This window comes from Methylotenera sp., assembly GCF_013141425.1.
Taxonomy (GTDB): Bacteria; Pseudomonadota; Gammaproteobacteria; order Burkholderiales; family Methylophilaceae; genus Methylotenera.
On record NZ_JABFRA010000003.1, the window covers coordinates 1 to 14111 of the forward strand.

A 14111-nucleotide genomic window follows, 5' to 3' on the forward strand; every position below is an offset into this window, starting at 1 on the left:
ACATGGCTGGCGCGTAGCACTTCGAGCTCTAACAAACGCAGTTCACGATAGGTAATCACCAAGAAGTTGCCACAACCGCAGGCGGGGTCAAAAAAGGTTAATTCGCGCAGCTTTTGGTGGAACTCTGGCAGTCGCTTTTTATTGCTCTTAATTTTATCAAATTCCGCCCATAAGGCATCTAAAAACAGGGGCTTAATCAGCTTAAGAATATTCTCTTCACTGGTGTAATGCGCGCCCAGATTACGCCGCGCGTCAGAATCCATAATGCTTTGAAATAGGCTGCCGAATATCGCAGGCGAGATGATGCTCCAATCCAGCGCGCATAAATCCAGCAGCGCCTCGCGCATTTTGCTATCAAACGCAGCCAGCCGTAGCCGCTCGGCAAACAGTTTGCCGTTTACATAAGGAAAAGCAGCAATACTTTCGTCCTGATTTTTCAGCCGCTTGTCGTTGGGCGTATTGAGCGCGTCGAATAGGGCGTCTAAATGCAGCGCCAAATCACTGCCATCTTCATTGGTGCGGGTTTCAATGTAATCCTGAAACAGGCGTTTTTCAAAGATGGTGGTGTCTTCAGCAAACAAGCAAAACAGCAAACGCACCAAGTAGAGTTCTAGCGCATGACCATCGTAACCCACGGCCTTTAGCGCATCGTGCAGCTTGCCCATGCGCTCGGCGGCTTTGATGTTGATGGGGTCTTGCGCCTTGATGACTTGCGTTTGGTAGCCTGCTATAAAGCCGAATAGTTTGACGTTTTGATATAAGTCTTTAAGCGCAAACTCAAGCTGCTCTTGCGTTTCAAGGTTATACAAACGAAACTTAGAGAAATCAGACACCAAAATGAATTTAGGTAAGTCGCGCTCTTTTAAGCCGGGAAAATAATCCAAGGCTTGGTTGAACGCTTTATCTAAACTTTTGCCACGCGATTTATGTTCCACCAGCAACTGCCCGCGCCAAAGCAGATCAATAAAGCCGCCTTTGTCGTCTGACTTTTTAACGGGCTCTTCAAAGCTGGCAATACGCCGGCGCGTAATGCCAAATACATTAAAAAACGCATCCCAAAACGACTTAGCTTCTGCATCTTCACGCGATTCAGATTCCCATTCTTTTGAGAAAGCCATCGCGCGCGTTTTAATTTCGTTCCAGGAAAGTGCCATGTTTTAAGTTTATTGGTTATTTTATTGTTTGAAAGTATACACTGCCACCCATTCTTGCAAAGCGGGCGATTGATTTAATGTTTCACGTGGAACACGCAACACAATTTTACAAACTTAAAGTATTGACTAGCATGCAATGACACGCCTATAGTACTGATAGCGATTAATAACGCTTTCACCGAACAATATGAGGAGAACAGTATGGCAGGTAAATTTGAAGTAAAATCCGCAAAAAGTGGCCAAACACACTTTAATCTTTTAGCTGGTAACGGCCAAATTATTTTACAATCTGAAATGTATGAAACCAAAGCCAGCGCATTGAATGGTATCGAATCAATCAAAAAAAATGCGTCATTAGATGAGCGTTTTGAGCGTTTGGTTTCTAAATCTGGTAAACCATACTTTGTGATTAAAGCAGGCAACCACCAAGTGATTGGTCAAAGCCAACAGTATGAAAGCGAAGCTGGTCGTGATAACGGTATTGAATCTGTTAAGAAAAATGCACCAGAAGCAGATGTGGTTGATTTAACCGCTTAACGCAAACTACACCGTTCCCTGAGTTTGCCGAAGGGGCGGTGGTTACTGGGTTTGCTCCCTTCGACAAACTCAGGGAACAGTTCTTGGTAAGATACTTCGTAGTAGATTCGGGCTACATTTTAATTTAGGCACACCGCTTGACTTAAAATGTAGCCCGAATTTATTTGCCAATACAAAACTTGCTAAAAATCTCACCTAACAAATCATCGGGCGTAAATTCACCCGTTATTGTTGCTAACGCTTCTTGGCCAAATCGTAATTCTTCTGCCAGCAGCTCGGCTGAATTTATTTGGCTGCTGGCATTTGCCAAGTGATACTGCACATTTGTTAGGGCTTCCAAATGTCGAGCGCGTGCCATAAAAATACCTTCTGAATTATTTTCATAACCCGCCAGTTTTAACAGCTGATTTTTTAATAAATCAATTCCTTCGCCCGTTTTAGCAGAAAGGTAAATATGCGTTGCGATTGAATTCTCTTGGTAAATTTCTTTCACTTGAGCAGCTTCGCTGCCCACGTCAATTTTATTATGCACCCAAATTTTGCATATTTCTTGCGGCAAGCGCGCTAAAATCGATTTTTCTGTTTGCGTAATACCATGAGCTGCATCTACTAATAATAATGCGATATTGGCGCTTTCTGCAGCTCGCCAAGTTCGCGCAATGCCAAATTTTTCAACTTCGTCGTCCGTTTCACGCAAACCCGCGGTATCAATCACATGTAAGGGCACACCGTTTATTTGAATGGCATTTTTGATGGTGTCGCGCGTTGTTCCAGCAATTGAGGTAACAATGGCAATTTCTTCCCCTGCCAATTGATTCATCAAACTAGATTTTCCAACATTGGGCTGACCGACCAACACAACATTGATACCTTCACGTAATAAACTGCCTTGTTTGGCTTTTGCAAAAACAGAATTCAATTCGGCAATAATCGCCGCTAATTTTTCAGCCACGCGCCCTTGCGTAATAAAATCGATTTCCTCTTCAGGAAAATCCAAACAGGCTTCAACGTACATGCGCAAATCGATGAGTTTTAAAAGCAAGGCGTTGATGCGCTGTGAGAATTCACCAGAAAGCGAGCGCACCGCACTTTTGGCCGCTTCAATTGTGGCGGCGTTAATTACATCGGCTACTGCTTCGGCTTGCGCTAAATCGATTTTGTCATTCAGGTAGGCGCGACGCGTAAATTCGCCTGGTTCAGCTTGGCGTGCACCGAGCTCAATACAACGCGCCAGCAAAATCTGCATTAACGCAGTGCCTCCATGTGCTTGTAACTCAAGTACATCTTCACCCGTGTAGGAATGCGGATTGGGGTAAAAAATGGCGATGCCACGATCGATAAGATCGCCATCGGCCTGATTAAAATCTAAATAAGCCGCATGACGTGGTGCGGGGCAATGGCCTAAAACACTTGTAGCGACAGCCGCAGCTGCAGGGCCAGACACCCGCACTATGCCGATGCCGCCAGCACCACTTGCCGTGGCGATGGCGGCAATGGTGTCTAAAGGCTTATTTACCACCTGATTTTTTAGCTAAAGCTTCTGCATGGATTGATTTATTCACATACCATTGTTGCCAGATTGAGATAATATTATTCACTACCCAATACAACACCAAGCCCGCTGGAAAAAAGAAGAAGAACACGCTGAAAATGACTGGCATCCATGTCATGACCTTTGCCTGAATCGGGTCTGTTGGCTTAGGATTAAGCTTAGTTTGAATAATCATCGATGCGCCCATAATTAAAGGCAGGATGTAGTAAGGATCTACCGCAGAAAGATCTTGTATCCAACCAAAGAACGGCGCATGGCGCAACTCCACAGAGCCTAATAACATCCAATAAAGTGCAATAAAAACCGGGATTTGCAGCAAAATCGGTAAGCAACCGCTCATCGGGTTGATTTTCTCTTTTTTGTAGAGTTCCATCATAGCCATTTGCATTTTTTGGCGGTCATCGCCAAATTTTTGCTTCATAGATTCCAAGCGTGGAGCTAGTTCGCGCATTTGTGCCATCGAACGGTAACTCTTGGCAGAAAGTGGATAAAAAGCCGCTTTAATCAATAAAGTTAGCAGTATAATCGCCACACCCCAGTTTTGAACCAAACTGTGTATCAGTGATAACACCCAAAATAGTGGCGATGCTACAATTTTTAACCACCCGTAATCAACAGTTAACTCTAGGCCTGGTGCGGTTTCTGTAAGATCTTTTTTAGTTTGTGGACCGGAGTACAAGCGGGCTGGAACCGTTAAACTGGCACCTGCGGCGATGGTACTTAAGGTACTTTTCGAACCGATTCTATAAATGTTATCACTGAGCTTTTCAGTATAAAACTCACGTGCTAAACCGTCTTTCGGAATCCACGCGCTGACGAAGTAATGCTGCAACAAACCAACCCAGCCATCGCTAGCAGTGACTTTCAAAGGCTCTTCTGCCATGTCTTTAAAAGCCAGTTTTTTAAATTTTGTGTTATCTGTATAGTAAGACCCACCCGTGAATGTTGGCATTAACGCAGAGCCCTGATTTGATTCATTATCATGCACTATTTGGTAATAAACCACAGGGGTTATAGCGGCTTCTGAACCATTTTTAATTTCGTAATTCACATCTATAGCGTATTTATTTCGATGAAAGGTGTATACCTTATCTACAGTAACGCCATTGCCTGTCCAACTTAAGCGAACTTCAAGCGCATCTTTACCTTCTTGTAATTGATAAGTAGTTGCGGCAGTCGTAAATACGGCTTTATGTGAAGGTAAATCTGCACCAACCAAACCCGTTTGTGCCACATAGGTCATTGGCTTTGCTGCATCGTCGAGCAAAATGTAGTTGGTTTTATCATTATCAGAAGCCCGATGTTTGAGTAATTCTAAACGACGCAGATCACCACCAATTGTCTCAATATCGGCTTTATACAAATCCGTTGTCACGTGAATTCGTTGACCTGTAAGTAATTTATAATCGTTATCCACCGCGGTATTTGCGCCTGCTGCAACTGAATTTGCAGCAGGCGTTGAGGTATTAGCCGCCGTTGTCTGGCTTGCTTGCTGTGCAACTTCAACGGGCGCATGCTGGCGTTGCCAAGCGTCCCACAACATCAAAATTGACATTGAAAAGATAACGAACAAAATTAAACGTCTTGTATCCATGATTTTTTGGGCAATCTATTTTGATTAAAACAACTATAACTAAGAATAAAATAACTTTGAGTAAAAAATATAAAACTTAAATTTCTAAAACCTTACGGAATCGGATCATGACCACCAGCATGCCATGGATGGCAGCGCAATAGGCGGCGAATCGTATAATAACTGCCAACAATAGCACCATGCTTATGAATGGCTTCTAAACCATATTGCGAGCAGGTAGGGTAAAAACGACATTGCTGCCCCAAAAATGGGCTGAGTAAAACTTGGTATGCTTTTAGTAAAAAAATGAGTATACGCGCCATTATATTCATCACGTTTTATATGCCACTATCAATATTTTGTATATTGTTAGGTAGTCTTTCGCTAACACGTTGATTTAATTTAATAATCAAAGAATTAAACTCCTGTTTAATTTGACTAAACTCTACTTTACCAAATTTCTTTTGTACGCGAATAACTAAATCTACAGGGGCGATTTCATGTTGATTTAATCTGAACAGTTCACGCAATACGCGTCGCATATAATTTCTACTCACAGCTAGCTTTGATGTCTTTTTTCCTATTACCAAGCCAATTCGAGCGCGTAGATATATATTCGGCTGATAGTGCATGGCTAAATGCAGTGATGAAATACGTTTCCGAAAATTAAAAACGGATGAAAAATCATCCGTTTTAATCATCTTGGCCTGTTTAACAAGCCTATATGTATGCGCCATTATCTTTGTACTAACGTCTTTTAAACTTAAGACTGATAATGTCGCGCTGCAATCCATAAAGTCCAAATGGACTCTAAAATTACAGACCTAGACGTTTACGACCTTTAGCGCGACGAGCAGCAATCACTGCGCGGCCACCTTTAGTTGCCATACGAACTAAGAAGCCGTGAGTACGTGCGCGACGTGTTTTAGATGGTTGATATGTACGTTTCATGTAAATCTCCAACGAGCAAAGTGCTATAAAGGGCGCTATTAGACACGATAACTGCCTATTTTGTCAACGTTTATTCGATGTTTATTTAGTTTTATAAACTTTGCAAAAGCCTGTGGATAAGTTTGCATAAACAAGCTAAAATGAAACGAATTTCAAGCGCGTAATTATACTCGTTTTTTGATCTAAAAATATAATTAAAACAGTTAGTTAGATTCTTTTTTTGCGTAAACGTTACAAATTAAGGTAAATCAATATAGATGGAAAATTTCTGGCCCACTTGCCTCAGTCGTCTTGAGCAAGAGCTATCATCACAACAATTTAATACCTGGATTAAGCCTTTATATGCAGAAATAGAGGGCAATACAGTGCGTTTAGTCGCGCCTAATCGTTTTGTAATGCAATGGGTAAAAGAACGTTTTCTAAAAAAGATTGAGCAATTTGCTCGTGAATTAAAACTAACAAACATTAAAATAGATTTCACTATCACCAATAGTGATTCCGATTCAGATGCTAAAAATGCATCTCAAAATATTAGCTCAAAAAATTCAAGCAAAAATGTTGTGGCCAATAATAAAAATGAAATACTGGCATCCCAAGTTTCATCTGTACTATCAAAATCAAATACACTTGCACAAACAAATGTACATTCACAATCAAAAACTACCCCCAAGAAAATTAATGGTAGCGCAAAAAATAATTCTGGTTTAAATGGTGACTTTAATTTCAGCAATTATGTTACAGGGCGTGCTAACCAATTAGCCCGTGCTGCTGCGATACAAGTTGCAGAAAACCCAGGAAATGCCTACAACCCTTTATTTATCTATGGTGGGGTGGGATTGGGTAAGACGCATTTATTACAAGCGATAGGAAATGAATTAAAACTACATAATCCTGATGCTAAAATTCGCTATTTGCACGCTGAACGCTATGTTTCTGACGTCGTGAAAGCTTATGAACACAAGGCTTTTGATGAATTTAAACGTCAATATCACTCGCTTGATTTATTATTAATTGATGATATTCAGTTTTTTGCTAAAAAAACACGTACCCAGGAAGAGTTTTTTTATGCCTTTAATTCTTTGATAGAAGAGAAAAAACAGATAGTTATTACCTGTGATACCTACCCAAAGGAAATTATTGATGTAGATGAGCGTTTGCGTACGCGTTTTAGCTGGGGTTTAACGGTTGCTGTTGAGCCGCCAGAGCTGGAAATGCGTGTTGCAATCTTATTAAAGAAGGCGGAAGCGGTTAATTTAAAATTACCGGAAGATGTAGCCTTTTTTATTGCAAAACAAATTCGCTCTAGTGTGCGTGAGCTTGAAGGAGCATTAAACCGCATTATCGCCATGGCTAAATTCACGGGTCACGCAATTGATGTACATTTAGCCAAGGATGCACTTCGTGATTTAATTGCGGTGCGTGGCAGACAAGTCACAATGGAAAATATCCAGAAGACTGTCGCTGATTATTACAAAATTAAAGTTGCAGAAATGTACAGTAAAAAAAGAACGCGTAATTTTGCCCGGCCTAGACAGATTGCCATGGCCTTATCTCGCGAACTAACCAATCATAGCTTTCCTGAAATAGGTGAAGCTTTTGGTGGTAGGCATCACACCACAGTAATGCATGCTTGCGATGAGGTTGATTTACTTAAGCAAAATGATCCTACATTTACACGTGATATTAGTTTTTTAGTGCAGGTAATTCGTGATTGATGTTTTATAAGCCAATTTTATTTAAAATTAAAAGAAAACTTTGATAAGTTAAAGTATGAATTAACTGTGGATAAATAAAGCATAAGGTTGCAAATTGTTAATATGAGAAATTTCCTCAACAATTTATCCACAGTAGAATAAGCTTTTACCAAGATAAGAAAAGTAAGATTAACTCACTGATTTAATTTAAAAATAATCAGTTAAACACAGATATATGCAACATTATTATTGTTATTATTTATATATATATTATTTAGGTTATAAAGATGAATATACAAATCAACCGTGAAACTTTGTTAAAACCATTAACATCAGTGACTAGCATTGTAGAAAAAAGACATACCTTACCCATACTTTCTAATTTATTGCTAGAAGCCAAACAAAATAGAATTCATCTAACAGCAACCGATTTAGAAATGCAAATTTCACTTGCAGTTGAAAGTGCAACTACCGCTGATTTTTCTACAACTATTTCAGCAAAAAAATTATTGGATATTTGTAGATCATTACCTGATAGTTCTGAAATTAGCATGACTACAAATGAAAGTAGAATTACTTTAAAAGCAGGAAAAAGTCGCTTTAATTTACAAACATTACCTGCAGCGGATTATCCAGTAATGACTAAAACACAAGGTGAAAGCACCTTAGTTACTATTGGGCAACGTCAATTAAAAGATCTATTGAAGCAAGTTGAATTTGCGATGGCGCAACAAGATATTCGTTATTATTTAAACGGCTTATTATTTGAGGTAATTGCTAATCGTTTAAATATTGTCGGTACTGATGGTCACCGTTTAAGTTTCACATCAACAGAGTTAAAACAAAATTATGAAAAACAAGATGTGATTTTGCCTCGCAAAACAGTCATTGAATTAATTAAATTACTCGATGATAGTGAAGAAGATGTACAAATAGAGTTGGCTAGCAATCAAGTTAACTTTAGTTTCAGTAATTACAAATTAATCTCTAAAGTAATTGATGGGAAATTTCCAGATTATAACCGCGTGATCCCTACAGGCCATCAGAACTCGTTTATTACAGACAGAGTAGGAGTCTTGCTAGCCATGCAACGTGCTTCAATTTTATCAAATGAAAAATATCGTGGTATTCGTATGGTGTTAAGTAATAATAATTTAAAATTAATAAGCACAAATAGTGACCAAGAAGAAGCAGAAGAAGAACTAGAAATCGATTATGCCGGTGATACACTGGACATTGGTTTTAATGTTACCTATTTAATCGATGTGTTAAACAATACAAGTAGTGAACAAGCTACTTTTTCATTTGCAGATGCAAACAGCAGTTGTTTAATCACAGTACCCAATAATGCAAATTATAAATACGTTGTAATGCCAATGCGTATATAACTTAATATAACGTTTCACGTGAAACAATGTAATTAAACCCCAATATTTACTTTTACAAAGATCAAAAGCATGGCTGAAAATAAAGCAATTTCACAAGAATACGATTCATCAAGCATTAAGATTCTAGAAGGATTAGACGCGGTACGTAAGCGCCCAGGTATGTATATTGGTGATACCTCAGACGGCTCAGGTTTACATCACATGGTATTTGAAGTGCTAGATAACGCAATTGATGAAGCCTTAGCTGGGCATTGTAACGATATTAAAGTGATTATTCATCCAGATAACTCCATTAGTGTTTCAGATAATGGCCGTGGTATTCCGACCGACGTAAAAGATGATGATAAGCACGATCCTAAGCGATCGGCTGCTGAAATTGTGATGACTGAACTACATGCAGGCGGTAAATTTGACCAAAACTCTTATAAAGTATCAGGTGGTTTACACGGTGTCGGTGTCTCGGTGGTGAATGCTTTATCAGATTGGTTACGTTTAAAGATTTACCGCAATGGTCAAGTGCATCAAATGGAATTCCACCGTGGTGTACCGGTAGCGCCTTTAATTCAAACGGGTACAACAGAGAAAAAAGGGACAGAAGTTCACTTTTTAGCTTCAGTAGAAACATTCGTGTTGGTTGAATACCATTTTGAAATATTAGCGAAACGAATTCGTGAATTATCGTTTCTGAACAATGGTGTGAAAATCGAATTAATCGATCAACGTACCGGAAAAAGTGAAAACTTTGCTTATTCAGGCGGAATTAAAGGTTTTGTAGAGTACATGAATCGTACGAAGTCTGTTTTACACCCAAAAACGTTTTACGCGATGGGTGAAAAGGACGGTATGACAATCGAAGTAGCGATGCAATGGAATGACTCTTATACAGAAACAGTGCAATGTTTTACCAATAATATTCCACAGCGCGATGGTGGAACACATTTAACAGGCTTACGCACTGCTATGACGCGAACCTTGAATCAATACATCGAGCAAAGTGATATTGCTAAAAAAGCAAAAGTTGAAACAACCGGTGATGACATGCGTGAAGGCATTTGTTGTGTGTTATCCGTTAAAGTGCCAGATCCAAAATTTTCATCACAAACAAAAGATAAGTTAGTTTCAAGTGAAGTACAGCCAGTGGTATCTGAAGTGGTTTCTGCTAAATTAGCAGAATTTTTACAAGAAAATCCAGCAGATGCAAAAATTATTGTAGGAAAAATTGTAGATGCGGCGCGTGCACGTGAAGCTGCTCGTAAAGCCCGCGAAATCACTCGACGAAAAGGTGTGATGGATACCATGGGCTTACCTGGTAAATTGGCAGATTGCCAAGAACGTGACCCAGCGAAATGTGAAATTTACCTAGTTGAGGGTGATTCCGCTGGAGGTTCAGCTAAACAAGGTCGTGATCGTAAATTCCAAGCAATATTACCGCTTAAAGGTAAGATTCTAAACGTGGAAAAAGCCCGTTTCGATAAATTATTGGGTTCGCAAGAAATTGCCACACTTATTACCGCGCTTGGAACCAGCATTGGTAAAGCTGACTTTAACGCAGAAAAATTACGTTACCATCGTATTATTATCATGACAGATGCGGACGTCGATGGTGCTCATATTCGTACGCTATTACTGACATTCTTCTACCGTCAAATGACAGAACTTGTAGAGCGCGGCCATATTTACATTGCGCAGCCACCTCTTTATAAAGTGAAGCAAGGTAAAGACGAGCGTTATTTAAAAGATCAACAAGAACTTGATCAATATTTGCTGCAATCTGCACTTAAAGGCGCAGAGCTCATCACCAAGACGGGTGCAGAAGCGATTGCTGGCGCGCCATTAGCCGAAATCGCAAAACAAATGGTATTAACCGAAGCCGTAATACGTAGAATTTCAGCGCTTTATGACGAAAGCGTCTTGCGCGCAATGCAAGATTTGGGTGAGTTAAGTTTAAGTACTAAAGAAACCACAGAAACAGCAGCCGAAAAATTACGCCCAATATTAGGTGCTATAGGCAGTGAAGTTATTGTGAGTTTTGACCAAGAAGCAGGAGCACACCGTTTAGAAATTAATAAATATGTACATGGTAATTTACAATGTTGCGTGATTGACGCGGAGTTCTTAGGTTCAGGCGATTACCGTCAAATTAGTAAAATGTCAGTAATGTTACAAGGTTTATTAGGCGAAGGTGCTTTAATTAAGCGTGGCGAAAAAGAACAAGCCATCACTACATTTAAGCAAGCACTAGACTGGTTGTTAGAAGAAGCCAAGCATAATCTGAATGTACAGCGTTATAAAGGTTTAGGTGAAATGAACCCATCACAACTATGGGAAACCACGATGGATCCAACTGTGCGTCGCTTACTGAAGGTGCAAATCGACGATGCGATTGCGGCCGATGAAATATTTACCACATTAATGGGTGATCAAGTAGAACCTCGCAGAGCTTTCATAGAAAGCAATGCTTTAGGCGCAGGTAATTTAGATATTTAGCTGTTTTATGTTCTCATTAGCTTTTAGATATATCTCATAAAATTAGATTTGATATTAAAAGGGTTACTAGATTAGTAACCCTTTTTCACATGCATCAAGAAAAGCATATTTCAAAAAGTTACTTACAACAAAAGGATATTTTTCTGATTGCATACGAGCTTTTGCAAGTAATTTTTTAGGTGTTTGATTATCATTTTGGCACACGTTTAACTTTTTAACCTTTCTTGAATACCATATACATCTAACCATGGAGCAATTTGATCTTTAAGTTAAGTTGGACCTGCATCAAGCTCTAGTTAAGTATGGATGATTTTTAAAAGTTGGGTCTTTTAAGTACTGATGACAAGCAGAGCTTGTTTTCAGTAAAGGTTTTCTTAGAAGACGGTTATCAGCACCCCTTAAGATTTTCTGGCAATTTATTCTTTGCATTTGCATTTGTGGAAAGCGTCGATGTATTACACGGCATCGGCGTTGTGGGGGATAATAGCGCCCACATCATTTTTTGCAACACTTTGGAATTGTCCCCATGGAAATTAAGGTCAACTTTCTCGATAAGCTACGACTTGAAGCTAAGTTCGATGACTTCACGGTGATAACTGATCAGCCTATCCGCTATAAAGGCGATGGCTCAGCTCCCGGCCCCTTCGATTACTTTTTGGCTTCATCAGCCTTGTGTGCGGCTTATTTTGTGAAGCTGTACTGCAACACGCGTAATATTCCTACTGAAAATATCCGCCTTTCGCACAATAATATTGTTGATCCTGAAAACCGTTACCAACAGATTTTTAAGATTCAGGTTGAGTTGCCAGAAGATCTCTCCGATAAAGACCGTCAAGGCATTTTGCGCTCCATCGACCGTTGTACGGTTAAAAAAGTGGTGCAAGCAGGGCCAGAGTTCATCATTGAAGAAGTCTCCAATCTGGATGCCGATGCACAGGCCTTGCTGATAGTAAATCCGGCTGTTGATGCGTTCACTTATATTACTGGCAAAGACTTAGCTTTAGAACAAACCATCGCCAATATGTCGGCGTTACTGGCGAGCTTGGGCATCAAGATTGAAATTGCATCGTGGCGCAATATCATTCCCAATGTGTGGTCGCTGCATATCCGTGATGCCCACTCGCCGATGTGTTTCACTAACGGAAAAGGTTCAACCAAGGAAAGCGCGTTGGCGTCAGCCTTGGGCGAGTACATCGAGCGACTGAGTAACAACCATTTCTATGCCGGGTCGTTCTGGGGCGAAGACATCGCCAACGCCGCGTTTGTGCATTACCCGAACGAGCTCTGGTTCAAGCCAGGCCATAAAGATACGCTGCCGAATGAAATTCTGGATGAGTACTGTCTGCAAATTTACAATCCCGATGGCGAGTTACGTGGCTCGCATCTGATTGACACCAATTCAGGCAATGTCCAGCGCGGTATCTGTTCGTTGCCCTATGTGCGCCAGTCGGACGGCAAGGTTGTTTATTTCCCGTCCAACCTGGTTGAAAACCTTTACGCCAGCAATGGCATGAGTGCGGGTAATACGCTGGCCGAAGCGCAGGTGCAATGCCTGTCAGAGATTTTCGAGCGAGCAGTCAAACGCGAAATTCTCGAAGGTGAAATCGCCTTGCCCGATGTACCACAGGAAGTGCTGGCGAAATACACTGGCGTTCTGGCCGGCATTCAGGGCTTGGAAGAGCAAGGGTTTCCGGTGCTGGTAAAGGATGCGTCGCTAGGTGGGAACTATCCGGTGATGTGCGTCACCTTGATGAATCCGCGGACAGGCGGCGTGTTTGCCTCATTTGGCGCGCACCCAAACTTAGAAGTGGCGCTGGAACGAAGTCTGACAGAATTACTGCAAGGGCGTAGTTTTGAAGGCCTGAACGATTTGCCTCAACCCACTTTTGCGAGTGAAGCCGTGACTGAGCCCAATAACTTTGTTGAACATTTTATTGATTCCAGCGGTATTGTGTCGTGGCGCTTTTTCAGCACCAAATCGGATTACGATTTTGTTGAGTGGGATTTTTCAGGTAAAGGCCAAGAAGGCAAATCTGGAGACTCCAATGCCGAGGAAGCAGCGACCTTGTTTGGCATTCTCGAAGCTATGGGCAAAGAAGCTTACGTGGCAGTATATGACCAGTTAGGCGCAATTGCTTGCAGGATATTGGTGCCGGGCTATTCGGAAATTTATCCAGTAGAAGATTTAATTTGGGATAACACCAACAAGGCGCTATTGTTCCGTGCTGATATTTTGAATCTGCATCGCCTGGACGATGCCAGTCTGGAAGCATTGCTGGAGCGTTTAGAAAATAACGAGCTGGATGATTATGGCGACATTGCCACATTGATTGGCATCGAATTTGACGATAATACGGACTGGGGTCAGCTTACAGTTCTGGAGTTGAAACTGCTGATTCATATCGCCTTGCAGCAATTCGAGGAGGCACATGAGCTGGTGGGTGCCTTCCTGCAGTACAACGACAACACGGCTGAGCGCGGATTGTTTTACCAGGCCTTGAATGTGGTGCTGGAGGTTTTGCTAAATGACGACCTTGAGCTCGAAGACTACGCGTTCAACTTCCGTCGGATGTTTGGCAATGCCAGAATGGACGCCGCAATCGGCTCAGTGGACGGTAGCGTGCGTTTTTTTGGCTTGACGCCAATCAGTATAAAACTAGAGGGGCTCGACAGGCACCACCGCCTGATCGACAGCTACAGAAAACTGCATACAGCTCGTGCCAATATGGCAGCTAAGACCAGTTAAGATTACGAAACATGGTGTTTGTGCTAAGG

The 14111-nt window shown here is 41.1% G+C and carries 11 protein-coding genes; 5 read left to right on the forward strand and 6 right to left on the reverse strand.

All coding sequences use genetic code 11. The features are described from left to right. Positions 1-1154: type IIL restriction-modification enzyme MmeI (locus tag HOO90_RS00075; protein ID WP_366928714.1), on the reverse strand; the 1154-nt coding region annotated here is incomplete at its 3' end. Between the two features lie 201 nt (positions 1155-1355). On the opposite strand from HOO90_RS00075, the gene HOO90_RS00080 reads away from it, so the two are divergent. After that, positions 1356-1691, forward strand: coding sequence for a YegP family protein (locus tag HOO90_RS00080; RefSeq protein ID WP_292838220.1), 336 nt, complete (start codon positions 1356-1358; stop codon positions 1689-1691). Between the two features lie 160 nt (positions 1692-1851). Here the strand turns inward: HOO90_RS00080 and mnmE are convergent, their stop codons facing one another. The 5 genes from mnmE to rpmH form a co-directional block, all read right to left on the reverse strand. Next, positions 1852-3210 carry a tRNA uridine-5-carboxymethylaminomethyl(34) synthesis GTPase MnmE gene (gene mnmE / locus HOO90_RS00085; RefSeq protein ID WP_292838221.1) on the reverse strand — a complete coding sequence of 453 codons (1359 nt, stop codon included), beginning with the start codon at positions 3208-3210 and terminating at the stop codon, positions 1852-1854. Continuing rightward, the gene (gene yidC, locus HOO90_RS00090) at positions 3200-4837 is read right to left on the reverse strand and encodes a membrane protein insertase YidC (protein WP_292838222.1); all 1638 of its coding nucleotides are present in this window, start codon (positions 4835-4837) and stop codon (positions 3200-3202) included. Before yidC ends, mnmE begins: the two co-directional genes overlap by 11 nt. A gap of 92 nt (positions 4838-4929) precedes the next feature. Beyond that, positions 4930-5139, reverse strand: coding sequence for a membrane protein insertion efficiency factor YidD (yidD, locus tag HOO90_RS00095; RefSeq protein WP_292838223.1), 210 nt, complete (start codon positions 5137-5139; stop codon positions 4930-4932). A gap of 15 nt (positions 5140-5154) precedes the next feature. Next, a complete protein-coding gene (gene rnpA, locus HOO90_RS00100; RefSeq protein WP_292838224.1) occupies positions 5155-5517 on the reverse strand; it encodes a ribonuclease P protein component in 363 nt (120 codons plus the stop codon). Positions 5518-5632: 115 nt separating this feature from the next. Continuing rightward, entirely contained in the window at positions 5633-5767 is a 135-nt protein-coding gene (gene rpmH, locus HOO90_RS00105) for a 50S ribosomal protein L34 (RefSeq protein ID WP_013149458.1), read from the reverse strand. A 257-nt stretch (positions 5768-6024) separates the two neighbouring features. Here rpmH and dnaA point away from each other — a divergent pair, with 257 nt between their 5' ends. The 4 genes from dnaA (at position 6025) to HOO90_RS00125 (ending at position 14082) form a co-directional block, all read left to right on the forward strand. Next, a complete protein-coding gene (gene dnaA / locus HOO90_RS00110) occupies positions 6025-7482 on the forward strand; it encodes a chromosomal replication initiator protein DnaA (protein WP_292838225.1) in 1458 nt (485 codons plus the stop codon). Between the two features lie 266 nt (positions 7483-7748). Then, positions 7749-8849 (forward strand): DNA polymerase III subunit beta, encoded by a 1101-nt coding sequence (gene dnaN, locus HOO90_RS00115; RefSeq protein ID WP_292838226.1) that lies wholly within the window; start codon positions 7749-7751, stop codon positions 8847-8849. A 69-nt stretch (positions 8850-8918) separates the two neighbouring features. Then, positions 8919-11336 (forward strand): DNA topoisomerase (ATP-hydrolyzing) subunit B, encoded by a 2418-nt coding sequence (gyrB, locus tag HOO90_RS00120; protein ID WP_292838227.1) that lies wholly within the window; start codon positions 8919-8921, stop codon positions 11334-11336. A 526-nt stretch (positions 11337-11862) separates the two neighbouring features. Further along, positions 11863-14082 (forward strand): OsmC domain/YcaO domain-containing protein, encoded by a 2220-nt coding sequence (locus HOO90_RS00125; RefSeq protein WP_292838228.1) that lies wholly within the window; start codon positions 11863-11865, stop codon positions 14080-14082. The last annotated feature ends 29 nt before the right edge of the window (positions 14083-14111 follow it).

Excerpts from the sequence above, each read along its gene's own strand:
- dnaN (WP_292838226.1), top strand. The coding sequence starts at position 7,749 with ATGAATATACAAATCAACCGTGAAACTTTGTTAAAACCATTAACATCA.
- HOO90_RS00080 (WP_292838220.1), top strand. The coding sequence starts at position 1,356 with ATGGCAGGTAAATTTGAAGTAAAATCCGCAAAAAGTGGCCAAACACAC.
- gyrB (WP_292838227.1), top strand. The coding sequence starts at position 8,919 with ATGGCTGAAAATAAAGCAATTTCACAAGAATACGATTCATCAAGCATT.
- yidD (WP_292838223.1), bottom strand. The coding sequence starts at position 5,139 with ATGGCGCGTATACTCATTTTTTTACTAAAAGCATACCAAGTTTTACTC.
- rnpA (WP_292838224.1), bottom strand. The coding sequence starts at position 5,517 with ATGATTAAAACGGATGATTTTTCATCCGTTTTTAATTTTCGGAAACGT.
- HOO90_RS00125 (WP_292838228.1), top strand. The coding sequence starts at position 11,863 with ATGGAAATTAAGGTCAACTTTCTCGATAAGCTACGACTTGAAGCTAAG.
- yidC (WP_292838222.1), bottom strand. The coding sequence starts at position 4,837 with ATGGATACAAGACGTTTAATTTTGTTCGTTATCTTTTCAATGTCAATT.
- dnaA (WP_292838225.1), top strand. The coding sequence starts at position 6,025 with ATGGAAAATTTCTGGCCCACTTGCCTCAGTCGTCTTGAGCAAGAGCTA.
- rpmH (WP_013149458.1), bottom strand. The coding sequence starts at position 5,767 with ATGAAACGTACATATCAACCATCTAAAACACGTCGCGCACGTACTCAC.